The following is a 22,589-nucleotide window of genomic DNA, read 5'->3' as shown; positions in this document are numbered from 1 at the left end:
CCTTTTTCATGGATTAACGGGGGTTAGCCGACGCCAAGCTTGTAGAGTTGGGTGGCATTGCCCTCGTCGTCGGTGCGGCACATCCACTGTTCCTGAACGCCGGGCGCGTCGATGATGTATTGGTTGATCTCGACGATGGGCAGCGTGGTATTAAGCTGTACCGTGCCGTCGCCCGTCTGGTCCTTGACCGCGGCCTGACAGGTCCGGCTGGCCCGCGCGTCGCGGCGCACATCGGGATCGGGATCGAATTCGGCTGGATCACAGGCGGCAAGAGCCATGAGCCCGGCACAAAGCAGGGCGGTGGTGCGCATCATTGGTCGCATATTGTCTCCAAAATAGTGGTAATAGGCCGGATCCCGGCCCATTGTTTTCACGAATACTTTACCGGTTCGGACAGATTGTCGCAACAGCGCAAGCGGATTTGAGCGGCCGCGTGAAACGTAAAGAGCGACGTAAATTCAACGATTTCGCAACCAGACGGTGAAATTGGCATTGTCATTTTGCCGCACAAGGCTTTAGGTATGAAGGACCGGGTCTGGCACGTCTTTGACGGCGCAGCGCCCGGCAGACAGATTCGCTGCGATGGTCCCGAATTTCGGTGATTGCCCGCAGACCGATAGCGCCGGAAACGGCACGACCGACACTGATGGATGCCCTGGGCCACGCCCGACGGGCGGCACAGTCATAAACGGATGCGGCAGGCGGCCTCAGCGCCTCTGTCGCGTCGGAGAAGAACCGCGATGACGCGCGCGCACACAGTTTGCCACGACAGGACCGGCCCGCAGGGCCGCCCGGTCGCGCTGTCACCAATCGCCCTGACAAGACACAGTTTGCGACGTGCCCGGCCTCCGGGCCGTCCGCCGCTGTGCAATAGAGTATCATGCCAAAGAAAATGCTTATCGATGCCACCCACGCGGAAGAAACCCGCGTGGTCGTGGTCGACGGAAACAAGGTCGAGGAATTTGATTTTGAATCCGAAAACCGGCGCCAGCTTGCCGGTAACATCTACCTTGCCAAGGTAACCCGGGTCGAGCCGTCGCTGCAGGCGGCGTTCGTGGATTACGGCGGCAACCGCCACGGCTTCCTCGCGTTCTCGGAAATTCATCCCGATTATTACCAGATCCCCGTGGCCGACCGCGAGGCGCTGCTGGAGGAAGAACGCGCCTACGCTGCCCAACAGGCGGCACAGGACGAGGAAGAGCAAAAACCCAAGCGCCGCACACGCTCGCGCAAGCCCAAGGCAAAGGCCGAGGACGTCACAAGCGATGACGCCACCACCTCGACCGAAATCGAGGGTATGGAGACCGTCGATCTGAGCGACGATGTCGATGTGCCGGAGGACGAGGCCTCCTCACCCATGGAGCGGGTCAAGGAAGCCCCCGTGGACACGCCTGCGGGCGACGATGAGGACGACAGCGACGAGAATGGCGCCGACGCCTCGGCCAAGGATGAGAACATCGAATCCGTGGCCGACGAGGACGACGCCGAGGACATCCGCCCCGTGCGCAAGCCGCGTCCGCGGCGCTACAAGATCCAGGAAGTCATCAAGGTCCGTCAGATCCTTCTGGTGCAGGTCGTCAAGGAAGAGCGCGGCAACAAGGGCGCGGCGCTGACCACCTACCTCAGCCTCGCGGGCCGTTACTGCGTCTTGATGCCCAATACCGCACGCGGTGGCGGGATCAGCCGCAAGATCACCAACGCCGCCGACCGCAAGAAGCTCAAGGAAATCGCGCAGGAGATCGAGGTGCCGCAGGGCGCGGGCCTGATCGTGCGCACGGCAGGCTCCAAACGGACCAAGGCCGAGATCAAGCGTGACTTTGAATATCTACAACGCCTGTGGGAGCAGATCCGCTCGCTTACGCTGAAATCCATCGCCCCCGCGAAGATCTACGAAGAGGGCGATCTGATCAAACGCTCGATCCGCGATCTTTATAACCGCGAGATCGACGAGGTGTTTGTCGAGGGCGAGCGCGGCTACCGCATCGCCAAGGACTTCATGAAGATGATCATGCCGTCCCATGCCAAGAACGTGAAACGCTACGAGGATCAGTTGCCGCTGTTCGCGCGCTATCAGGTGGAATCCTACCTGTCAGGCATGTTCAATCCCACGGTGCAGCTGCCCTCGGGCGGCTATATCGTGATCGGCGTGACCGAGGCGCTTGTCGCCGTCGATGTGAACTCGGGCCGGGCGACCAAGGAAGGCTCGATCGAGCAGACGGCGGTCAAGACCAACCTCGAGGCCGCCGAAGAGGTGGCGCGCCAGCTGCGCCTGCGTGACCTTGCGGGGCTGATCGTCATCGATTTCATCGACATGGACGAGCGCAAGAATAACGCCGCCGTCGAAAAGCGCATGAAGGACAAGCTCAAGACCGACCGCGCGCGCATTCAGGTCGGCCGCATCTCGGGCTTTGGCCTGATGGAGATGTCGCGCCAGCGCCTGCGCCCCGGCATGATCGAGGCGACGACGCAGCCGTGCGGGGCGTGCCACGGCACGGGGCTTATCCGCTCTGACGATAACCTCGCATTGGCCATCCTGCGCGCTATTGAGGAGGAAGGCACCCGTCGCCGCACCCGCGAGGTGCTGATCAAGGCGCCCGTGGGCATCGCGAATTTCCTGATGAACCAAAAGCGCGAGCATATCGCCCATATCGAGGCGCGCTACGGCATGTCCGTGCGCATCGAGGGGAGCCGCATCTGGTCAGCCCCGACTTCTCGATGGAGAAGTTCAAGACGGCGACGCGCGTTGTGGCGCAGACCGCTGCCGTGGTCTCGGTCGATACCTCGCTGATGGATCAGATCGACGAGGCGGACGCCGCAGCAGCCGAGGCACAGGAGGCCGCCGCTGAAAGCCAGGAGGCGCAACAGCAGCAGCCCCAGGCCGACGACGACGGCGAGGACAAGCCCAAGCGCAAGCGCCGGCGGCGGCGTCGCAGCCGCGGGGGCAAAAATCGCGATGGCGAGGATCGTCAGAACGACGGCGACGACGACAACACGGATGCAGCGGAGGCGCCCAGTGACGCCAAAAGCGAAGCCCCTGCCGAGGAAGCGACGCCCGAGGCTCCGGTCGCAGACGCCGATGCCGAGGAAAAGCCAAAGCGCCGCAGCCGGTCGCGCAGCCGCAAAAAGACTGAGGAGACCGACGCGCCGGTAGAGGAAGCGGCGTCGCCTGACACCTCGCCGGAAGCGGCCGAGCCCACCCCGGAGGAAAAGCCCAAACGCACCCGTAAGCGGGCACCGTCGAAAAAAGCGCTTGCCGAGGCGGAGGCGGCGAAAGCGGCCGAAGCGGAAGCCTCGGAGCCTGCGCCCGAGCCGACACCTGAGGCCGCGCCCGAGCCTGTCGCGGAGGCGGTACCCGAGCCGACGCCCGAACCCATCGCCGAACCGGTGGCCGATGCGGCCCCCGAAGTCGCGGCAGAGCCTACGCCGGAGCCGACCCCGGAGCCAGTCGCGGAAGAACCGCCCGCCAAGAAGAAACCGGCGCGCAAGGGGTGGTGGTCTCTGGGCCGCTAGGGCGAAGCACACGCAACACCGAAAAGGGCAGGCCGCAGGGTCTGCCCTTTTTCGTCAGCGTTTCTCGATCAGGTAGATTTGCACGCCGTCTGGCTCCTGCGTGCTTTCGATCAGCGCATGCCCGCTTTCGGCGCAGAAATGCGGCACGTCGATCACCGCCGCCGGATCATCGGCGCGCATCCGCAAGCGCGCGCCCACCTCCAGCGCTTGCAGCCGCTTGCGGGCCTTGAGAACGGGCAGGGGGCACAGCAGCCCGGTGGCATCCAGATCATGTGTCATGGTCGGACAGCTAGGCCAGTTGTTACAGCCTGTCCACAACCTTGTGACAATAGGGCACGTGACGGCGGGCGTCCGAGGGGTTAGCTGTAGCTCATGTTTGGAATTGAACTCATCGACGCGAGCCTGCTGCCCGCCATCGCCGTGGCCCTCGTGGCAGGCATCATCAGCTTCCTGTCGCCCTGCGTGCTGCCCATCGTGCCGCCCTATCTTGCGTATATGAGCGGGGTGAGCCTCAACGATATGTCGTCCGAGCAACAGGCCCGCAAACGCGCGACCATCGCCGCGCTGTTCTTTGTGCTGGGGCTCAGCACGGTTTTCCTGATCTTGGGCTTCACCGCCTCGGCCTTCGGGGCGTTTTTCCTGCAAAACCAGATCCTCTTTGCCCAGATCTCGGGCGTCGTGGTGATTATCTTCGGCATCCACTTCCTCGGCATCCTGCGTATCCCGTTTCTGGATCAAGAGGCGCGGCTGGATGCAGGCGACAAGGGCGGCTCAAGCTTTGGCGCCTATGTGCTGGGCCTTGCCTTTGCCTTTGGCTGGACGCCCTGCATCGGCCCGCAGCTGGGCGCGATCCTGTCGCTCGCCGCCTCCGAAGCATCGGTCACGCGCGGGACCTTCCTGCTGGGCATCTACGCGCTGGGGCTGGGCATCCCGTTTCTGCTGGCCGCGATGTTCATGACCCGCGCCATGGGCGTGATGAACCGCCTCAAACGCCACATGAAAACGATCGAGCGGGTGATGGGCGGTCTGCTGATCATCGTGGGTGTGGCGATGCTGACGGGGGCTTTCACCACCTTCAGCTTCTGGCTGCTGGAGACATTTCCGGCGCTGGGATCGCTTGGCTGATCGCGGCCTTACTTTGGCCGAAAATCCGCGCTAGGCTCAGCCAAACCCCGCAAGAGGCCGCGCCGTCATGTCCCGCCGATCCACGACCGTTCGCCGCAGGCGTGTGTTCTACATCCCCGGCTATGACCCCATCCATCCGCGCCGCTACCGCGAGCTTTACCGCAGCGAAGGGGCCGCGCAGGCTCGGATTTCCGGCTATGGATTAAACTTGACGCAACGTCAGGGAGGCGAGCGTTATGGGTGGTTGGTCAACGGGTTGATAGACGATGTTCATGTGGATGCAAATGTGGATGTCCTTGTGTGGTCGGACATCGTGCGCGCCTCGATGAACACCTCGATCCCCGCGACCTACGCGGCACTTTTGCGCACGGCCTGGGTCTATATCTCGACCGGCGCACTCTTCCGGCTGATGCGCCTGCGCAAGGGGCCGGTGATTGCCGCGCTTTATCCCGTGGGGATGCTGCTGGTGCAACTGCTGATCGCGATCGCCCTCGGGTCGGTGCCCGCCGCGCTGGCGGGGGCGGCGGGGTTGTCAAACACCTGGGCAAAGGTCGCATTGATCGCTGTCGGTTTCGGGATCGCGATTGCGGTCCTGCGCTGGTTCAAGGCGCGCGATGGCAAGTTTTTTGCCCATTACCTTATGCATGATTACGCCTACGGGGCCGCCACCCGTGGCGCCAATCCGCCGGAGCTTGAGGCCCGCATCGCCGAGTTTACCGATACCATTGCCCACGCGCTGACAGAGGACGTGGATGAAGTGCTGGTTGTGGGCCATTCGTCGGGCGCGCATCTGGGGGTATCGGTGCTCGCCGATCTGATCCGCGCGGACCGGGTGCGCGAGGAAGGCCCGGCGCTGGGGTTTCTGAGCCTCGGGCAGGTTGTGCCCATGGTATCGTTCTTGCCCGATGCCCACCGTCTGCGTGCCGATCTTGCGTATCTGAGTGTGAGCGAAGCGCTCTTCTGGCTCGACGTGACGGCACCCGGCGACGGCTGTGCCTTTGCGCTGTGCGATCCGGTGGCGGTCACGGGCGTGGCGCCCGAAGGGCAACGCTGGCCGCTGGTGATTTCGGCGGCGTTCACCCAAACGCTCAGCCCCGCGCGCTGGAAAGAGCTGCGCTGGCGCTTTTTCCGCCTTCATTTCCAGTACCTATGTGCCTTCGACCGCCCCGGAGACTACGATTATTTTCGCATCACCGCCGGGCCGCTGACGTTGGCCGACCGCTTTGCCGGGCGCGGCCCGTCGAAATCGCGCCTGACCCGGCCCGTCAACCGCTACACCTCAACCGCGCCATGAACGTGCTGCCGCCCAAGCCGCCCAGCCGTCCTGACAAGGTGTCGCTTTGGCGCTACGCGCGGCTGTTTCGCGCGGATATCCTGTCGGCCCAGCCCGCGCGCCTTTACCGCGCATGGATGGCCGAGTTTCGCACGCCGTTCTTTCGCAGCTACCTGCTGAACCAACCAGAACTGGTGCGTACGGTGCTCAAGGACCGGCCGCAGGATTTCCCGAAATCCGACCGCGTGGGCGAGGGGCTGCGGCCGCTCTTGGGCAATTCGGTATTCGTCACGAACGGTGCCACGTGGGAGCGTCAACGGCGCATCATCGATCCGGCGTTTGAGGGCGGTCGGCTGCGTGAAACCTTTGCCGCCATGTGGGACGCGGGCGAGGCTGCCGCAGCCCGGCTCGCCGCCCGCGTCGGAGAAACGGTCGAGATCGAGGAGGAAGCGAGCCATGCTGCCGCCGACGTGATCTTTCGCACGCTGTTCTCGCTGCCCATTGAGGACCGGCTTGCGCGCGAGACGTTTCAGGCCTTTCGCGACTATCAGCGCAGCCAGCCGATCCTGAACCTGGCAGCGCTTTTGCCGCTGCCGCGCTGGATGCCGCGCCCGCACCGCCGCGCCACCCGCGCCAATGCCGCGCGCATCCGGCGCCTGATCACCGAACTGACCCGCATGCGTGCGGCACAGATCGCGGACGGCACAGCGCCCGCCGATCTGGCAACCAAGATCATGACAACGCCTGATCCCGAAACCGGTGAGACGTTTTCCACCGAAGAGATGGTCGATCAGGTCGCGATCTTCTTTCTGGCGGGCCATGAGACAAGCGCCTCGACCCTCGCCTGGGCGCTCTATCTCATGGCGCTGTATCCCGACTGGCAGGACAGGCTGGCCGAGGAGGCACGGGCGCTGGATACCTGCGATTTTGCCGTCATGCGCCAACTGCCGCTCAGCCGCGACGTGTTTCGCGAGACCCTGCGCCTTTATCCCCCGTGCCGATGATGGTGCGCGAAAACGCCTGCCCGGAGCTGTTTCGCGACCGGACCATTCGCAAACGCTCGCAACTGGTGATCAGCCCCTGGCACCTGCACCGCCACGAACGGCTGTGGGACGCGCCCGACATCTTTGATCCCGCACGCTGGCACACCGACAACGGGCGCAAGTGCCAGCGCGAGGCGTACATCCCCTTCAGCGTCGGCGCGCGGGTCTGTCCGGGCGCGGGTTTTGCCATGATCGAGGGGCCGTTGCTGCTGTCGCGCATCCTGCGTGATTATCGTGTGACGCGCACCGAGGGGCCGGCGCCTGTGCCTGTCGCGCATCTGACCGTGCGCGCAAAAAACGGCATTCGATTGAAACTGACCGCGCGTGAGCGATAACACCGCCCCCGCATCTGGTGCGCGTCCGCGCGTTGGGCTAAGGAGACTGTGACAGTATGCCCCGACAAAGGATCTTCCCCGATGGCCACAAAAGCCGCCCAACGCGCCCGTATCGCCACTGAAACCGGTTTTATCGCAGCGCTTGACCAATCCGGGGGATCCACACCCAAAGCGCTGAGCCAGTACGGCGTCGAGCCTTCGGATTATAGCGGCGACGCGGAGATGTTCGCCGCCGTGCACGCAATGCGCACCCGGATCATCACCGCCGACGCCTTTACCTCTGACAAGGTGCTGGGTGCGATCCTGTTCGAGCGGACGATGGACGGGGAGATCGGCGGCAAGCCCACCGCGCAGGTCCTTTGGGAAGACCGGGGTGTGGTGCCATTTCTCAAGATCGACAAGGGTCTGGCGGAAGAGGCAAACGGGGTGCAGCTGCTCAACCCGATGCCCGAGCTTGGCGCGCTGCTGGCCAAGGCGAATGCCGCCGGGATCTTTGGCACAAAGGAACGCTCGCTTATTCATAGCGCCAATGCGGACGGCATTGCCGCCGTGGTCGCACAGCAGTTCGACGTGGCGCGTCAGGTCATCGCCGCCGGGCTTGTGCCGATTGTCGAGCCAGAGGTGAACATTCACTCCGACACCAAGGCCGAGGCAGAGGAAATGCTGAACACCGAGATCCTCAAACACCTCGATACGCTGGAAGACGGTCAGGACGTGATCCTGAAGCTGTCGATCCCGAGCAAGCCGGGGCTTTACGATGCGGCGGCGGATCACGCCCGGGTTGTTCGGGTGGTGGCGCTGTCGGGTGGCTATTCCACGGATGAAGCCTGCGCGCTGCTTGCGCAGAACCACAAGATGATCGCGAGCTTTAGCAGGGCGCTGGCAGAAGGGCTGAACGTGAAGATGACGGATGCAGAATTCGGCGCAGCCCTCGTCGGGAACATCGACAAGATTTACAGCGCATCGGCGGCCTGAGGCATCGGAATTTTTGAAAAATTCCGACCGTTTTCTTTGAAAGAAAACGATTACAGGACCAGCCGAATGGGCTCCTGGTTGCAGAAGATGACGAGCTGACCGGCGTTCTCGACGGCGTGGAAGCCGCGACGCCGCAGCTCGTCTTCAAACTCCACCCGCCCGACGTATTTCTCGATGTCCCGGACGCTGCGGCGGATAACACCCCCGCGTGCGGCGGCGCGGGCGCTGAAGAGATCGATCATCCACATCTGCGCTGTAAGTGGGGAGTGGGAATAGGGCATACTCCGACGCTAGTCCGGCTTTGGTAAACGATCCCTTAACGTTTCAAGCACAAAGACCCGGATTGCGGAGGCCAGCCCGCTGTCGATCCCCCGGGCCTCGTCAATCTCGGCCACAAGCGCATTGATCGGCAGGCCCCGCGCGCGGGCGATGGCGCGGAATTCGCGCCAGAACGACTCTTCAAGGGAAATGGACGTGCGGTGCCCGCGCAGGGTCACGGAGTGTTTGACGGGCCGCGCGTTCATGTCTCGCGCTTGTGCTGGTCCAGTTGCGTGGTCTTGCGCGTCTGCTCTGCCGCATCGCGGGTGCGCTCGGCCTTGGTGCGGCCGAATTTCACCGCGTTCTCATCGGCCTGGGCGCGCCTGTCGCGGCGCGCCCGGTCCTTGCGGACCTTGTTGAGGTTGATCGGCCCGCTCACTTGGGCCCGATCATGTTTTCGGGGCGCACGACACGGTCAAAGGTTTCTGCATCGACAAAGCCCAGCGCAATCGCTTCTTCCTTCAGCGTCGTGCCGTTCTTATGCGCAGTCTTGGCGACCTTGGTGGCGTTATCATACCCGATCTCGGGCGCCAGCGCGGTCACCAGCATCAAAGACTCGCGCATCAGCCGTTCGATCCGGTCGGCATCCGCGCGCAGACCGTCCACCAGATTGTCGGTGAAGGCGCTCGCCGCGTCGCCCAGAAGCTGCATGGATTGCAGCACGTTATAGGCCATCATCGGCTTGTATACGTTCAGCTCGAAATGCCCTTGCGAGCCGGCAAAGCCGACGGCGGCGTCGTTGCCCATCACATGCGCGCAGACCTGTGTGAGCGCCTCGCATTGCGTTGGGTTCACCTTGCCAGGCATGATCGAGCTGCCCGGCTCGTTCTCGGGCAGGATCAGCTCTCCCAGACCACAGCGCGGACCGGAGCCCAGCAGGCGGATGTCATTGGCGATCTTGAAGAGTGAGGCGGCTACGACCTTGAGCGCGCCCGAGATCTCGACCATCGCGTCATGGGCGGCCAGTGCTTCGAATTTGTTGGGGGCGGTGACAAAGGGCAGGCCGGTGATTTCGGCCATGTTGGCTGCGACCTCGACATCCCAGCCCTTGGCGGTGTTCAGCCCGGTGCCCACGGCGGTACCGCCCTGCGCGAGCTCGTAAATCCGGCCCAACGCGTCGTTGATGCGGCGGATGCCCATGGCGACCTGATGGGTATAGCCGGAAAATTCCTGGCTGAGCGTCAGGGGGGTTGCATCCTGCGTGTGGGTGCGCCCGATCTTGATGATGCCGTCGAATTCCTCGACCTTGGCCTGCAGCGCCCGGTGCAGCTTTTCCAGCCCAGGCAGGGTCACGTCACGTGCGGTCATGGCGGTGGCGATGTGCATGGCCGTCGGGAAGGTATCGTTCGACGATTGCCCCATGTTGCAGTGATCGTTGGGGTGCACCGGCTCTTTCGTGCCCAGCGTGCCGCCAAGGATCTCGATCGCGCGGTTGGCGATGACCTCATTGGCGTTCATATTCGATTGTGTGCCCGAGCCTGTCTGCCAGACCACCAGCGGGAAATTATCGTCAAGCTTGCCCGCGACCACCTCGCTTGCCGCCTCGATCATCGCGTCGGCGAGTTTTGCATCCAGCTTGCCCGCGCGCTTGTTCGCCATGGCGCAGGCCTGTTTGATGACGCCAAGCGCGCGCACGATGGCGACGGGCTGCTTTTCCCAACCGATGGGGAAATTCAGGATCGAACGTTGGGTCTGTGCGCCCCAGTATTTATCGGCCGGCACCTCAAGGGGGCCAAAGCTGTCGGTCTCTGTACGGGTGTCGGCCATGGGGGCGCTCCTGATCGGTCATTGTTGTCGCGCCACGGTGTAGCGCCGCACCCGCGCGCGCGCAAACCTATGTTTTGCGAAAACTGTCGAGGGAGACGATTTCGGCGGCCTTTTCGGGCGCTTCCTCGACCTCAAGCTCTTCGGCCTCGGTCTGGGGCAGATCCTGCACCTTGCGGGACGCGGTATCGGCAGCGTCCTCTTCCTGCTGCTCGAACCGCAAACCGAATTCGACGGAGGGATCCACAAAGGTGCGGATGGCATCGTAGGGAATATAAAGCGGCTCAGGCGCGTCCCCGAAATTGAGCGTGATGGCGAACCCGTCCTCGCCGACCTCGAGGTTGTCGTACCAGTGCTGCATCACCACCGTCATCTCACCGGGGTAGCGATCGGACAGCCAGTCGGCCAGTTCGGCATCGGGGTGGCTGGTGTCAAACGTGATGAAAAAGTGATGCGCCCCGGGCAGACCGTTATCCGCCACATCCAGCAACACCCGCCGGATCAGGCTGCGCATGGCATCGTGCATCAGATTGCCATAGTCGATGGTTCGGCTCATGGACGGTCTCCCGATGAAACTATTGGTAAGCATACCTGATTCCGGGGGGAGTAAAAGGGGGTGTCGCTAGGTCAGCCCAACGACCAACCCGGCCAGCGCGAGGGCCGCAAGGCAGGCGGGTACGCGCCATCTGAGGCCCATCATCAGGAGTGCTGCGACGCCGGTCAATGCGATGGCAACGGGTTGGACCGAGGCCGCCTGCGGGACGGGCAACGCCAGCGGGGCGAGGGGGCGCACGTCGCCAAACCAGACGTGAAGGGCAAACCAGAGCGACAGATTTGCAATCACGCCGACCACCGCCGCGGTGATTGCGCGCAGGGCCGAGGACAGGCGCGGGCGCGACTGCAAGGCCTCAAGATAGGGTCCCGCAAGGAAGATCCACATGAAACAGGGTGTGAAGGTGACCCACAGCGCCAGCGCTCCGGCGCTCAGGGCCTGCGGCAGGCCGCCCTGCGCGTGGCCTGCCAGCATGGCGACGAATTGCGTCACCAGGATCAACGGCCCCGGCGTGGTCTCGGCCAGCCCCAGCGCGTCGATCATCTGCGCCGTGCTGATCCAGCCCAGATCGCTCACAACCGTTTGCGTCATGAACCCCAGCACGGCGTAGGCGCCCCCAAAGCTGACCACCGCCAATGTGGAAAAGAACAGCCCAAGCTCGATCAGAAACGCGCGGTCGTGCGCCCAGACCCATACCAGCGGCGCCGCCCAGAGCGCGCCCCAGATCAGCGCCGTGCGCAGGGGGTGGCGGTGCGGGCAGACACGGCGGGCGGGGTGATTTCAGTCGTCCTGCGCCACGCACCCCATATCGCCGCCGCCGCGATGATCAGCACAAAGGGGACGCCGGCGACAAAGAGCGCGACGAATGCCAGCGCCGCAATCGCCCAATCGCTGTGCCCGCGCAGCGCCCGCGCCATCAGACTGCGCAGCGCAGCCACGACGATGACGATGACCGCCGCCTTGATCCCGACAAAAGCGGCCTGCACCAGCGGCACCTCACCAAACCGCACGTAGGCAAGTGCCAGCGCGCAAATCACCATCGCGCCGGGCACCACAAACAACGCGCCCGCCAGCACGCCACCGGGTGTCCCGCGCAGCCGCCATCCCGCGTAGGTCGCCAGCTGCATCGCTTCGGGGCCGGGCAGCAACATGCACAGGCTCAGCGCGCGCAGAAACCCGTCCTCGCTCAGCCATTGCCGCTCGTCGACCAGCGTGCGGTGCATCAGGGCGATCTGCGCCGCCGGCCCGCCAAATGACAGCAAACCGATCCGGCCAAAGATGCGGATCATCTCGGCCCATGTTGGCGGCGTGTCAGGCGGAGACGGGGACATCGCGCGGTCCTTTGCGACGGGAGCGGGCGTCCTGGCCCGTGTTGCAGGCTTGGCACGGCGCAAAACCGGGGTCAACAATAGCAAAGAGGGGGAAGGTGCCGGATTCTGTTGCCAGGCTCCGGCGGGCCCCGCCTAACGCTGCAAGGCGCTAGGGCTTAAGAGTTCAGTCGCTCCGGTCGCTTACGCGGCCATCGCTACTGGTGCACGATTGTCATTTGCAATTGTACGTTTTTCGCCGATAACGGTGGCAGACAGCCGAGACAAAGCATAACCCCTTTAGACGTTCGTCGATCCTGTTTCGGCCCCATGATCCCCAAATGAAGGATGGTTGGTGGAGCCGCCGGGTACCGCCCCCGGGTCCGATCCGCTTATTACGAGCGCGTTTATGTCCATAGTCCCGAAGGACATCCCAGATGTAGGGGATGCCGCCCTGCGCTTCAAGGGGTCACAGGTTAATGCTTAGCGCCACGGCGGCCACGGCGACCTCGCTGGCGAAAAAGATCCATTTGAGCCGCGTCGTCCCGTCAAGGATCAGCGAGGTCACGCGCCCCAGCGCGCCCCCGCCCAGATAAAGCCGATCATGGCAAAGGCCGCGGGCGTCCAAAGGATCAGCGCGCCGGCCCCCGCAACGACAAACAGCGCGCCCGAAGCCGCGCGCACCTCGGACGTCCCCATGGTAGAGCCACGATCCCGCAACCCTACGGTTTTCATGGTATAGACCGGCGCGAGCCAGCCCAGCGCGCCAAATCCGATGGTCAGCAGGGCCAGGCCCACGTTGATGATGTCGATGAAATCCATGCGGGGTCTTTCTGTGTCAGGATACCGCGTCAACGCGCAACAGGTACCAAAGTTCACGCCTGCGCGCGTGCGGGGTAAGGAATTCCGTAGTTTTGCGCCCGCTGCGGCGGGAATCCTTTGACAGGTGCGCCGGATGCGCCAACCATCATGGCACTCCATTTTGAGCGGGACTTTTTTATGAGACTTCTTTTGATCGCCCTCGCAGTGCTGTGTTTGACTGTCGTGATGCCGCAAAAGGGCATGGCGAATACCATCGTCGCAAAGGTCGATGTGTCTGAGCAGACCATGCGCGTCTACCGCAACGGCAAGCAAATCCACAAATGGCGCGTGTCCACAGCGCGCAAGGGCAAATGGACGCCGCGCGGCGCCTGGAGCGCAAAATGGCTGTCGCGTCACCACAAATCCTCGCTGTATAACGACGCCCCGATGCCGCACGCGATCTTCTTTCGCGGCAACTATGCGATACACGGCACAAACCAGATCAGCCGACTGGGACGCCCCGCGTCCGCCGGCTGCATCCGGTTGCATCCCAGCCATGCGGCAACCCTGTTTGCGATGACCCGTAAGGTGGGGCTCAAGAACATGAAGGTCGTCGTGCAGAATTGATCGGATGATCTTTACCGCCGCCCTGAGGGAGATTGCGCATCACCGTCCTTCGGCGGTCCGGCTTTTGTGCATACCTCTGATCGTCACGATTGTGGTCGAGTTGCTGTACACGTTGTCGCCGCACCGCGACCCCCAGTCTGACAATATCGGCCTGTCGATCCTGAGCGGTGTGGTCGCCTATGGCGCGGTCGGGTGGATCGCGGTGGGCTGGCACCGGCTGCGCCTGATGGGAGAGCACGCCGGTCTGCTCCCGCGGGCACCGCTTCGGGTGCTTATGCGATACGTGATCGAATGGCTGATTCTGGGGATCCTGATCGCGCTTATTCTGCTGGCAGTCGGGGGTGCGGCATATCTTGTCGTCATGGCACTTGCGCCGGATCCCCTGACCGAACAGGTCATTTACGGGCTATGGACAGATACGATCCTTGGCCCGGTGAGCATTCTTCCGATCACCGCATTCACGTGGCTGCTGTTCCGGTTCGGGATCTCGCTGCCGCATCTGGCGATCGAAGGCGATGCGCGTCTGGGGATGCGGCAAGCGTGGCGGCGCACACGCCCGCTGGCCTGGACGATATTCCGGGCTGGGCTGTTTGCGGGCATCGTGCAATGGGCCGTGGGCGTTCTTCCGCTGCAACTGGTCTACGGCTCGGACCTCTTCACAACCCCCGAGGGTGAGATCATTCTCGCGGGTGAGATCGTTTTTGCGCTGGCCTATGCATTTGTCTACACGGGGATCCCCCTTGTGGGGGCAGCGATCCTGACGGTGATTTACGCCCGCACCGACGCGTGATCGCGGCCCTTGGCGAACATCGTGGCGGCAAGCGCCTGCGTCTCTGCCTCCAGCGCGTGTAGCCCGGCGGTCACAGCCGTCGCATCCTGCGCTTCGACCGCGTCGGCGATGGCCGTGTGCAGGTCCACGATGCGCGCACGGTCGCGGGCGGTGAAGGTGATCATGTTCATCAGGGGCTGCATCGCCTCCACCGCGCCGGCCAATTGGTAGCTGAGCACCGGGTTGCCGGCCCCATCCACCAACGCACGATGAAAGCTGACATCAGAGGCGCAAAATGCCTCATCGGTCAATCCGGGCTGGCCCTGCCGGTGGATCTCGGCGCGCATGGCGGCCAGATGGTCGGGCAGGCGGCGCGCGGCCGAAAGCGCGGCGCAGGACCGCTCCAGCGCGAAACGCGCCTCGCAGGCGGTCTCGAAACTCACCGCGTTCATCGACAAGAGCAACGTCGAGGTGGTGATCTGCTGGGCGTAGGCTTGTTCGAACGAGATGCGATTGACGAACGCGCCGCCCGACGCGCCACGCTGCGTGCGGATCAGCGATTGCGCGGCAAGCCGTTTGAGCGCCTCGCGCACCGACGAGCGGGAGACGTCGAAGTGATCGGCCAGCTCGGCCTCCGACGGGAGGCGCTGATCCACGATCAGACGGCCCGCAACGATTTCCTCGCGGATGGCGGCGGCGATCTGGGCCGAGAGGTCGGCGGTGCTATCAGGATCGATCTTCATATGTCAGACAATTACCATTTGGCAAAAGCCTAATTGTCTGACATTAAATTTGCAACAATCGACTCGCCCGACGGTGCCCGCCTATGCCCCATCTCCTCCGCTCGACGCTTTGGCTCGGCTTTTTTGGCCTGATCCTTGTGGCGTGGTGGATGATGGTGGTGATGAGCACCGATATGGGCCTTGATCTGCTGGGCCGTCCCGATGCGATGGCCGAGGCGATGCGCCGGATGGACCCGCGCATGGACATGAAGATGCCGATGGCCGAATTCGGCCCGCTGGCGGCGATGTGGGCGGCGATGATGGCCGCGATGATGCTGCCCACGCTCGTGCCCACGCTGCGCGCCTACGAAGATCTGATGCGCAGTGCCAATGGCACGCGGGCAGGGTGGCTGGGCGTGATCGCGGGCTATTTTGCCGTCTGGGTCGGCTTTGCGCTGGTGCTGGCGGGGGTGCAACTGGCACTCCTGTTCGGCGGGGTGATCGACATGCTGGGTATTGCCACCTCGCGCTGGTTTGCCGCCGCGCTGCTGCTGGCCGTGGGCCTCTACCAGTTCACCCGCGCGAAAGAGATCTGCCACGGCGTCTGCCACGCGCCTGCGATGTATTTTCTGGGCCATTGGCGCACCGGATTTGCGGGCGGGGCGCGCATGGGGCTTGGCCTTGGTGCGTTTTGCGTCGGCTGCTGCTGGGGCTTCATGGCGCTGGGATTTGCGGGCGGGGTGATGAACCTTGCGTGGATGGGGCTGGCGACCTTTTTCATGGTGCTGGAAAAACTGCCGCAAATCGGACATTACGTGACAAAACCAATGGGGTTTGCCCTGATCCTCGGCGCCTGTGCCGTGGCGGGCTGGCCTGTCATCTCGGGAGGATAAGACATGGCGACCAACAAACGGGCCGACGCCGACAGGCTGCCCATCAGCCAGCGCATCGACAGCCGCATGCCCAACCCCAAGCGCCGCGAAGCGACGCCGACGGAATGGGCGATCAAGGGCGAATTGTTCCTCAACTGCTCGTGCGAGCTGTTCTGCCCCTGCGTTGTCAGCCTTGGCGCGCATCCGCCCACCGAAGGGCATTGCCACGCCTGGATGGCCATCGCCATCGACGAGGGCCACTATGAGGGCGAGGACCTTGGCGGTCTGAACGTCGGGCTGCTGGTCGATATCCCCGGTCGCATGGGCGAGGGCAACTGGAAGGTTGCCGCCTATGTGGATGAACGCGCCTCCGGCAAGGCCTACAACGGCATCCTGCAGATCTTCTCCGGTGCGGCGGGCGGGACCACGGGCCTGTTCACCATGCTGGTGTCCGAGATCATCGGCGCCGAACGCGCACCGGTGCAGATCCTGCGCGACGGCAACCGCCGCTCGATCCAGATCGGCCGCAAGATCGCGGGCGAGATCGAGGCCATCGCGGGCAAGGACCCCGAGCATCCCGTCATGATCTCGAACTCCAAATACTGGATGGGCCCCGACATCATCGCCGCGCGCGGTCTGAAATCAAAAGTGCGCGACTACGGGCGCGTCTGGGACTTTGGCGGAAAATCGGCAGAGATCTGCCCGATTGACTGGAAAGGCCCCAAACCGTGATCCAGAAGGATTACGTGTTGCAAATGGCGCGCTATAATGCGTGGCAAAACAATCAATTGCGGCGCTTAATTCAACCGATGGGCGAGGCGGAGCTGCGTGCCGATCGCGGCGCCTTCTTCGGCTCGATCTTTGCCACGCTCAACCACATCCTGTGGGCCGATACCCTGTGGATGAGCCGCTTTTGCAGCGATGTGCAGGCACCGGCCAAGGGCGTCGATTTCCGCGAATTTGCGGCCACGCCGGGCGAGTGGGACGCGATGCGCTTTCGTCTGGATGGGCGGATGCGGATCTGGGCGCAAACGCTGTCAAACATGGATCTGCGCGGCGATCTGGAATGGTATTCCGGCACGTTGGAGCGGACCGTCACACAGCCCGTCGGGCTGTGCATCACCCATATGTTCAACCACCAGACCCACCACCGCGGCCAGATCCACCAGATGCTGGGCGCGATGGGGGCAGAGACGCCGGTGAGCGATCTCGTTTTCATGCCGGAGGACGCCTGATGGCGCTGATTTCCCCGTCCCGCCGTCTGCGCCGCACCCCGTTTTCCGACGGGGTCGAGGCCGCAGGCGTCAAGGCCTACACGGTCTACAACCGCATGCTGCTGCCGACGGTCTTCCGCTCGGTCGAGGAGGACTATGCGCATCTGAAATCCGCGGTGCAGCTGTGGGATGTCGCGGTCGAGCGGCAGGTGGAGTTGCGCGGCCCTGACGCCGCGCGCCTGATGCAGATGCTCACCCCGCGCGATCTGCGCGGTATGTTGCCGGGGCGGTGTTTCTATCTGCCCATCGTGGACGAGACGGGCGGCATGCTCAACGATCCGGTGGGGCTGAAACTGACGGAGGATCGCTGGTGGATCTCTATCGCCGACAGTGACCTGATGCTGTGGGTCAAGGGGCTGGCCAATGGCTACCGCCTTGACGTGCTGATCGACGAGCCTGACGTGAGCCCGCTGGCCGTGCAGGGGCCAAAGTCCGACGATCTGCTGGCGCGGGTTTTTGGCGACGCGGTGCGCGACATCCGGTTCTTCCGATTTGGCATGTTTGAATTTCAGGGCCGCTATCTGAACATCGCGCGTTCGGGCTATTCCAAGCAGGGCGGGTTCGAGATTTACGTCGAAGGCTCTGATATTGCGATGCCGCTGTGGAACGCGCTGATGGAAGCCGGGCGCGATCTGGACGTGCACGCGGGCTGCCCCAACGGGATCGAGCGGGTCGAGGGCGGGCTGCTGAGCTACGGCAACGACATGACCGACGACAATACCCCGCACGAATGTGGTCTGGGCCGGTTTTGCGACACGCAGACGGCCATCGGCTGCATCGGGCGCGACGCGCTTTTGCGCGTGGCCAAGGAGGGTCCGGTGCAGCAGATCCGCGCGATTGAAATCGATGGGCCGAAGGTGCCGGGCTGCGATCGCGCCTGGCCCATCACTGCAAAGGGCAAGCGCGTGGGGCAGGTGACCTCTGCCGCGTGGTCGCCCGATCACGACACCAACGTGGCCATCGGCATGGTGCGCATGACCCACTGGGACGAAGGCACAAATGTCACGGTAGAGACCCACGAAGGCCCGCGTGAGGCCACCGTGCACGAAAACTTCTGGACCTGACGGCCCGATCAGACACAGGCGGCACCCGCCGCCCACCCCCACGATCCGGCCCCGCCACGGGGCGCTTCAAAAGGAGAGACAGACGATGTTCAACGCTTTGGTGATGACGCAAAACGACGAGGGCAAGGCCAGCGCAGAGGTCAAGCAGATCGGCCTCGACGATCTGCCCGAGGGCGAGGTGACGGTCGCGGTCGACTATACCACCGTCAACTACAAGGACGGTCTGTGCATGTCGCCCAAGGGCGGCGGGCTGGTGCGCCAGTACCCCATGTGCCCGGCATTGATTTTGCGGGCACGGTCGAGGCGTCGTCGGACGACCGCTACAAACCCGGCGACAAGGTCGTGCTGACCGGCTGGCGCGTGGGCGAAGTGCACTGGGGTGGCTACGCGCAGAAGGCGCGGGTCAAGGCCGACTGGCTGGTGCCGCTGCCCGCAGGGCTCGATACCCGTCAGGCGATGGCTGTCGGCACCGCCGGCTTCACCTCGATGCTGTCGGTGATGGCGCTGGAGGATCACGGGATCAAGGATGGTCCGGTGCTGGTCACGGGTGCCGCAGGCGGTGTCGGCTCGGTCGCGGTGGCGATCCTTGCCGCACTTGGTCACGAGGTTGCAGGTGTGACCGGACGGCCCGAGACGGGTGACTACCTCAAATCCCTGGGTGCGACGCAGATCGTCGCGCGCGAGGAGATCAACGAAACCGTCAAGCGCCCGCTTGAGGGCGAGACATGGGGCGGCTGCGTCGATGCGGTGGGCGGTGACATGCTGGCCCGCGTGCTGGGGCAGATGAAATACGGTGCCTCCGTCGCGGCGGTGGGCCTTGCCGGTGGGGCCGGTCTGCCCGCCACGGTGATCCCCTTCCTGCTGCGCGGCGTGAACCTGCTGGGCATCGACAGCGTGATGCAGCCCTATGACAACCGCCTGCGCGCGTGGGAGCGGATTGCCAAGGATCTGCCGATGGACAAGCTGGAGGCGATGGTCGTGCCCGCGACGCTTTCTGATCTGCCCAAGCTGGGCGCCGACATCCTGCAAGGTCAGGTCAAGGGCCGCGTGGTCGTCGACGTCAACGCCTGAGTCGGCTCATCCCAGATCAGAGTTTTCGAGAACCGCCGTTCCAATTGGAGCGGCGGTTCTTTTTTGGTCGCACGCGCTGTATTCCGCCATTTCCGGCGCATTTCGCGCCAAAAACGGCCCCGTTTGTTGAAAATTTACGGTAGCACTATGTCGCAGGTCTTCTATCCTAGGGCGAGCCAAACAAGGGAGAAGACATATGTCATTGGAACCACCCCTCATGGATCTGCCGATTAAAACGGCGGACAAAGGGTTTTACCGCGGCTTTAGCATCGACGTCACGGTGGCCTCGAAAATCATCATCTCGGCGCTCTGCGTCTGGGCCATCTTCTGGCCCGTGCAATCGGGGCCGTGCTCAACGGTCTCAACGGATTCATTCTGAGCAACTTTGCGTTTTGGTACATCTACGTCGTTGCGTTCTTCATTATCGTCTGTCTCGGTCTCGCGATCTGGCCCACGGCGGGTAAGCTCAACCTCGGCCTTGATGGCGAAAAACCCGAGTTCCACAACTTCTCGTGGTTCTCAATGATGTTCGGCGCGGGCATCGGGGTCGGCATGCTGACCTGGGCCGTGGCCGAGCCTGTTGCCCACTTCGGCAGCAACCCCTCGACCATTCAGGGGATCACCACCGGGGCGAGGCGGACAACGTGCGCACCGCCTATGTCTGGTCGTTCCTGCACTGGGGTCTTGGTGCCTGGGCGTGCTACGCGGTCGCGGGGCTGGCTCTTGCGTTCTTCAGCTATCGTCGCGGTTTGCCGCTGACGATCCGCTCTTCGCTGACGCCGCTGTTTGGCGCGCGCCTGTCGGGCAAGCTGGGCCACCTGATCGACATCGTGGCCGTGGTGGCGACGATCCTCGGCGTGGCGCAAACGCTGGGCTTTGGGGTCGAGCAATTCGTGGCCGGCCTGAACCGGATCGGCATCAGCGGTCTGATGAACGAGGACGGGACCGCAACCACCGTTGGCGTGATCGTGGCGATCGTGGTCATCATGGGCGCCTCGACCCTGTCGGCGCTGTCGGGCGTGGGCAAGGGCATCAAATGGTTGTCGAACATCAACATGGTGCTGTCGATCTTCCTGCTGAGCTTTTTCATCATCTTCGGCGCGACTTGGTTCGGCTTTACCGCGTTCTTTGTCGGCATCTACGACTACCTGATCGCGCTGCCGGGGCTGAGCTTCAACGTCTATGCCTCCGACGGTGTCGAAGGATCCGAAGCGTTCAAGCTGGCGCAGTGGCAGGGCTGGTGGCCGGTGTTCTACTGGGCCTGGTGGATCGCGTTTGCGCCCTTCGTGGGTCTGTTCCTCGCGCGGATTTCGCGCGGACGCACCATCCGTGAATTCGTGCTGGGTGCGATGATCGTGCCCGCGCTGATGTGCTTTGTCTGGTTTGCCTGGGCCGGTGGCACCGCCATCGATCTTGAGCTCAACGGGGAGGCAAACGGTGTGATCTTTGACGCAGCCAACGGCGACAAGATCTTTGCCATGACCGAGTTCATGCTTGCGCCCATTGCCGAGTTCCTGGCCTGGGGCATGGCGTTCATCATCGTGGTGCTGCTGATGACATTCCTTGTCACCTCGGCGGACTCGGCTGTTCTGATCGTCAACACGATCAACGCGGCCGGCGATGAGGGGCCAAAGGCGCGCCCGCATATCCTCTTCTGGGGGGCGGCGCTTGGTCTGGTGGTTGCAGGGCTGCTGATCTCCGGCGGCACCTCGGCCATTCAGACGGCGATGGTGATCGGCGCGCTGCCGTTCAGCATCGTGATGGTGCTGATGTGTCTGGGCCTGATCAAGGCGATCTACAACGACGGGCGCCGCGAGGCGCAGGGCGTGCCGACACTGGCCGAGCCTGACGCCGTGCCCGCCGAGTAATGCACCCGGCGAGAGCGATAGAAAGGCCCCGGAGCATCTCCGGGGCCTTTTGCGTTTGACCCTGTGCCGCGGATGGATACGCTACGCTGCATGACCCTTGATCTTGATTTTGTGCGCGGCCACTTCCCCGCCTTTGACGCAGCCCCTCTGAAGGGGCAGGCATTCTTTGAAAACGCGGGCGGCAGCTATACCTGCCGTCCGGTCATTGACCGGCTCACCCGCTTTTATACCGAACGCAAGGTGCAGCCCTACGCCCCCTATGAGGCGTCCACTCTCGCAGGGGCCGAAATGGACGAGGCGCGCCGCCGCATGGCCGCGATCCTTGGCGTTGAGACCGACGAGCTGAGCTTCGGTCCCTCGACCACGCAGAACGCCTATGTGCTGGCTCAGGCCTTCGGCGAGATGATGCAGGAGGGCGAGGCGATCGTCGTCACCAATCAGGACCACGAGGCCAATACCGGCCCATGGCGCCGCCTGGCCGCGCGGGGGATCGAGGTGCGCGAATGGCGGATTGATCCCGATACCGGCCTGCTGGATCCCGCAGACCTTGAGGATCTGCTGGACGACCGCGTGCGGCTGGTGTGCTTTCCGCATTGCTCGAATGTCGTAGGCGCGGTGAACCCGGTGACCGAGATCACGGCGCTGGCCCATGCGGCGGGCGCGTTCGTTTGTGTCGACGGGGTCAGCTACGCGCCGCACGGCTTTGCCGATGTGGGGGCGCTGGGGCCGGATATCTATCTCTTCTCCGCCTACAAGACCTACGGGCCGCATCAAGGTCTGATGGTGATCCGCCGCGCGCTGGGGGCGCTGCTGCCCAATCAGGGGCATCATTTCAACGGGAATACGCTCTATAAACGCTTCACCCCCGCCGGGCCGGATCACGCGCAGGTCGCCGCTTGTGCGGGCATGGCCGATTACGTCGACGCGCTGGCCGCACACCACGGGGCTGATGGCCCGCAGGGCGTGCATGATCTGATGCGCGGGGCCGAGATCCCGCTTCTGCAACAATTGCTCGACGCGGTGAAAGATCGCAATTCGGTGCGCCTCATCGGCCCCGACCGCGCCGAGGGGCGCGCGCCCACGGTGGCGCTTGCGCTTAACCGCCCCGGTGAAGAGGCCGCCGCCGATCTGGCCGCCCATGGCATCATGGCGGGGGGCGGTGATTTCTACGCCGGACGCGCGCTCAGCGCCATGGGCGTGGATATGGAGCGCGGCGTGCTGCGGCTGAGCTTCACGCATTACACCTCGCAGGCGGAGATGGATCAGCTGCTGACCGCGCTCGACGCGGTTTTGTGAGGGCGCGGGGCTTGACCCCCGT

Annotated in this window: 19 protein-coding genes, 1 other RNA gene and 5 pseudogenes; 14 read left to right on the top strand and 11 right to left on the bottom strand. The window is 63.8% G+C overall.

What is annotated here, in order from left to right:
• Window positions 1-23 precede the first annotated feature (23 nt).
• Entirely contained in the window at window positions 24-314 is a 291-nt protein-coding gene (locus KDD17_RS07135; protein WP_212705909.1) for a hypothetical protein, read from the bottom strand.
• Between the two features lie 566 nt (window positions 315-880).
• Here KDD17_RS07135 and KDD17_RS07130 point away from each other — a divergent pair.
• A pseudogene (locus tag KDD17_RS07130) lies at window positions 881-3,510 on the top strand (Rne/Rng family ribonuclease).
• Window positions 3,511-3,564: 54 nt separating this feature from the next.
• On the opposite strand, the gene KDD17_RS07125 reads toward KDD17_RS07130, so the two are convergent.
• Entirely contained in the window at window positions 3,565-3,789 is a 225-nt protein-coding gene (locus KDD17_RS07125) for a sulfurtransferase TusA family protein (RefSeq protein WP_212705908.1), read from the bottom strand.
• A 93-nt stretch (window positions 3,790-3,882) separates the two neighbouring features.
• On the opposite strand from KDD17_RS07125, the gene KDD17_RS07120 reads away from it, so the two are divergent.
• The 4 genes and pseudogenes from KDD17_RS07120 to KDD17_RS07105 all read left to right on the top strand — a co-directional run bounded on the left by KDD17_RS07120 (window position 3,883) and on the right by KDD17_RS07105 (window position 8,261).
• Complete coding sequence (locus tag KDD17_RS07120; RefSeq protein WP_212705907.1) at window positions 3,883-4,635, top strand: cytochrome c biogenesis CcdA family protein; 753 nt, start codon at window positions 3,883-3,885, stop codon at window positions 4,633-4,635.
• A gap of 67 nt (window positions 4,636-4,702) precedes the next feature.
• Window positions 4,703-5,929 carry a hypothetical protein gene (locus tag KDD17_RS07115; RefSeq protein WP_212705906.1) on the top strand — a complete coding sequence of 409 codons (1,227 nt, stop codon included), beginning with the start codon at window positions 4,703-4,705 and terminating at the stop codon, window positions 5,927-5,929.
• Window positions 5,926-7,286: pseudogene (locus KDD17_RS07110) on the top strand (cytochrome P450). The gene KDD17_RS07115 and the pseudogene KDD17_RS07110 overlap by 4 nt, the downstream one beginning before the upstream one ends.
• A gap of 81 nt (window positions 7,287-7,367) precedes the next feature.
• Window positions 7,368-8,261 (top strand): fructose bisphosphate aldolase, encoded by an 894-nt coding sequence (locus KDD17_RS07105; RefSeq protein WP_212705905.1) that lies wholly within the window; start codon window positions 7,368-7,370, stop codon window positions 8,259-8,261.
• 50 nt (window positions 8,262-8,311) lie between these two features.
• Here KDD17_RS07105 and KDD17_RS07100 read toward each other — a convergent pair whose 3' ends face one another.
• The 8 genes and pseudogenes from KDD17_RS07100 to KDD17_RS07065 all read right to left on the bottom strand — a co-directional run bounded on the left by KDD17_RS07100 (window position 8,312) and on the right by KDD17_RS07065 (window position 13,025).
• Window positions 8,312-8,503 carry a hypothetical protein gene (locus tag KDD17_RS07100; protein ID WP_254796922.1) on the bottom strand — a complete coding sequence of 64 codons (192 nt, stop codon included), beginning with the start codon at window positions 8,501-8,503 and terminating at the stop codon, window positions 8,312-8,314.
• Window positions 8,504-8,551: 48 nt separating this feature from the next.
• Window positions 8,552-8,785, bottom strand: a complete 234-nt coding sequence (locus tag KDD17_RS07095; RefSeq protein ID WP_212705903.1) for a ribbon-helix-helix domain-containing protein — start codon at window positions 8,783-8,785, stop codon at window positions 8,552-8,554.
• A complete protein-coding gene (locus tag KDD17_RS07090; RefSeq protein ID WP_212705902.1) occupies window positions 8,782-8,958 on the bottom strand; it encodes a DUF4169 family protein in 177 nt (58 codons plus the stop codon). The genes KDD17_RS07095 and KDD17_RS07090 overlap by 4 nt, the downstream gene beginning before the upstream one ends.
• Window positions 8,955-10,346 carry a class II fumarate hydratase gene (fumC, locus tag KDD17_RS07085; RefSeq protein ID WP_212705901.1) on the bottom strand — a complete coding sequence of 464 codons (1,392 nt, stop codon included), beginning with the start codon at window positions 10,344-10,346 and terminating at the stop codon, window positions 8,955-8,957. The genes KDD17_RS07090 and fumC overlap by 4 nt, the downstream gene beginning before the upstream one ends.
• Before the next feature lie 67 nt (window positions 10,347-10,413).
• Window positions 10,414-10,899, bottom strand: coding sequence for an SspB family protein (locus KDD17_RS07080; RefSeq protein ID WP_212705900.1), 486 nt, complete (start codon window positions 10,897-10,899; stop codon window positions 10,414-10,416).
• A gap of 66 nt (window positions 10,900-10,965) precedes the next feature.
• Window positions 10,966-12,227 (bottom strand): annotated as a pseudogene (gene chrA / locus KDD17_RS07075) (chromate efflux transporter).
• A gap of 94 nt (window positions 12,228-12,321) precedes the next feature.
• Window positions 12,322-12,672, bottom strand: a transfer-messenger RNA (tmRNA) gene (ssrA, locus tag KDD17_RS07070).
• Between the two features lie 95 nt (window positions 12,673-12,767).
• Window positions 12,768-13,025: a hypothetical protein gene (locus KDD17_RS07065; protein ID WP_254796921.1), complete on the bottom strand. Its 258-nt coding sequence runs from the start codon at window positions 13,023-13,025 to the stop codon at window positions 12,768-12,770.
• Between the two features lie 177 nt (window positions 13,026-13,202).
• Between KDD17_RS07065 and KDD17_RS07060 the strand changes: the two genes are divergently transcribed.
• Both KDD17_RS07060 and KDD17_RS07055 read left to right on the top strand, forming a co-directional pair.
• Window positions 13,203-13,631, top strand: coding sequence for a L,D-transpeptidase (locus KDD17_RS07060; protein ID WP_212705899.1), 429 nt, complete (start codon window positions 13,203-13,205; stop codon window positions 13,629-13,631).
• 4 nt (window positions 13,632-13,635) lie between these two features.
• On the top strand, window positions 13,636-14,421 hold the full coding sequence (locus KDD17_RS07055) for a hypothetical protein (RefSeq protein ID WP_212705898.1): 786 nt from the start codon (window positions 13,636-13,638) through the stop codon (window positions 14,419-14,421).
• Here KDD17_RS07055 and KDD17_RS07050 read toward each other — a convergent pair.
• Window positions 14,400-15,143 (bottom strand): FadR/GntR family transcriptional regulator, encoded by a 744-nt coding sequence (locus KDD17_RS07050; RefSeq protein WP_212705897.1) that lies wholly within the window; start codon window positions 15,141-15,143, stop codon window positions 14,400-14,402. The two genes, KDD17_RS07055 and KDD17_RS07050, sit on opposite strands and share 22 nt — an antisense overlap.
• 83 nt (window positions 15,144-15,226) lie before the next feature.
• Here KDD17_RS07050 and KDD17_RS07045 point away from each other — a divergent pair, with 83 nt between their 5' ends.
• The 7 genes and pseudogenes from KDD17_RS07045 (at window position 15,227) to KDD17_RS07015 (ending at window position 22,567) form a co-directional block, all read left to right on the top strand.
• Window positions 15,227-16,015, top strand: coding sequence for a DUF2182 domain-containing protein (locus KDD17_RS07045; protein WP_212705896.1), 789 nt, complete (start codon window positions 15,227-15,229; stop codon window positions 16,013-16,015).
• Window positions 16,016-16,018: 3 nt separating this feature from the next.
• Window positions 16,019-16,726, top strand: coding sequence for a DUF1326 domain-containing protein (locus KDD17_RS07040; protein ID WP_212705895.1), 708 nt, complete (start codon window positions 16,019-16,021; stop codon window positions 16,724-16,726).
• The gene (locus KDD17_RS07035) at window positions 16,723-17,229 is read left to right on the top strand and encodes a DinB family protein (protein ID WP_212705894.1); all 507 of its coding nucleotides are present in this window, start codon (window positions 16,723-16,725) and stop codon (window positions 17,227-17,229) included. The genes KDD17_RS07040 and KDD17_RS07035 overlap by 4 nt, the downstream gene beginning before the upstream one ends.
• Entirely contained in the window at window positions 17,229-18,332 is a 1,104-nt protein-coding gene (locus tag KDD17_RS07030; RefSeq protein WP_212705893.1) for a dimethylsulfoniopropionate demethylase, read from the top strand. Before KDD17_RS07035 ends, KDD17_RS07030 begins: the two co-directional genes overlap by 1 nt.
• Before the next feature lie 85 nt (window positions 18,333-18,417).
• Window positions 18,418-19,403, top strand: a pseudogene (gene acuI / locus KDD17_RS07025) (acryloyl-CoA reductase).
• 196 nt (window positions 19,404-19,599) lie between these two features.
• Window positions 19,600-21,271 (top strand): annotated as a pseudogene (locus KDD17_RS07020) (BCCT family transporter).
• A 90-nt stretch (window positions 21,272-21,361) separates the two neighbouring features.
• Window positions 21,362-22,567: an aminotransferase class V-fold PLP-dependent enzyme gene (locus KDD17_RS07015; protein WP_212705892.1), complete on the top strand. Its 1,206-nt coding sequence runs from the start codon at window positions 21,362-21,364 to the stop codon at window positions 22,565-22,567.
• The last annotated feature ends 22 nt before the right edge of the window (window positions 22,568-22,589 follow it).

The organism is Sulfitobacter albidus, from assembly GCF_018200035.1.
GTDB lineage: Bacteria > Pseudomonadota > Alphaproteobacteria > Rhodobacterales > Rhodobacteraceae > Sulfitobacter > Sulfitobacter albidus.
Note: the sequence above shows the minus strand (reverse complement) of the source record. Positions and strands in the feature narration are given on the sequence as shown.

Coding starts and splice junctions, on each gene's coding strand:
- KDD17_RS07135 (WP_212705909.1), bottom strand. CDS start 314: ATGATGCGCACCACCGCCCTGCTTTGTGCCGGGCTCATGGCTCTTGCC.
- KDD17_RS07125 (WP_212705908.1), bottom strand. CDS start 3,789: ATGACACATGATCTGGATGCCACCGGGCTGCTGTGCCCCCTGCCCGTT.
- KDD17_RS07120 (WP_212705907.1), top strand. CDS start 3,883: ATGTTTGGAATTGAACTCATCGACGCGAGCCTGCTGCCCGCCATCGCC.
- KDD17_RS07115 (WP_212705906.1), top strand. CDS start 4,703: ATGTCCCGCCGATCCACGACCGTTCGCCGCAGGCGTGTGTTCTACATC.
- KDD17_RS07105 (WP_212705905.1), top strand. CDS start 7,368: ATGGCCACAAAAGCCGCCCAACGCGCCCGTATCGCCACTGAAACCGGT.
- KDD17_RS07100 (WP_254796922.1), bottom strand. CDS start 8,503: ATGATCGATCTCTTCAGCGCCCGCGCCGCCGCACGCGGGGGTGTTATC.
- KDD17_RS07095 (WP_212705903.1), bottom strand. CDS start 8,785: ATGAACGCGCGGCCCGTCAAACACTCCGTGACCCTGCGCGGGCACCGC.
- fumC (WP_212705901.1), bottom strand. CDS start 10,346: ATGGCCGACACCCGTACAGAGACCGACAGCTTTGGCCCCCTTGAGGTG.
- KDD17_RS07080 (WP_212705900.1), bottom strand. CDS start 10,899: ATGAGCCGAACCATCGACTATGGCAATCTGATGCACGATGCCATGCGC.
- KDD17_RS07065 (WP_254796921.1), bottom strand. CDS start 13,025: ATGGATTTCATCGACATCATCAACGTGGGCCTGGCCCTGCTGACCATC.
- KDD17_RS07060 (WP_212705899.1), top strand. CDS start 13,203: ATGAGACTTCTTTTGATCGCCCTCGCAGTGCTGTGTTTGACTGTCGTG.
- KDD17_RS07055 (WP_212705898.1), top strand. CDS start 13,636: ATGATCTTTACCGCCGCCCTGAGGGAGATTGCGCATCACCGTCCTTCG.
- KDD17_RS07050 (WP_212705897.1), bottom strand. CDS start 15,143: ATGAAGATCGATCCTGATAGCACCGCCGACCTCTCGGCCCAGATCGCC.
- KDD17_RS07045 (WP_212705896.1), top strand. CDS start 15,227: ATGCCCCATCTCCTCCGCTCGACGCTTTGGCTCGGCTTTTTTGGCCTG.
- KDD17_RS07040 (WP_212705895.1), top strand. CDS start 16,019: ATGGCGACCAACAAACGGGCCGACGCCGACAGGCTGCCCATCAGCCAG.
- KDD17_RS07030 (WP_212705893.1), top strand. CDS start 17,229: ATGGCGCTGATTTCCCCGTCCCGCCGTCTGCGCCGCACCCCGTTTTCC.
- KDD17_RS07015 (WP_212705892.1), top strand. CDS start 21,362: ATGACCCTTGATCTTGATTTTGTGCGCGGCCACTTCCCCGCCTTTGAC.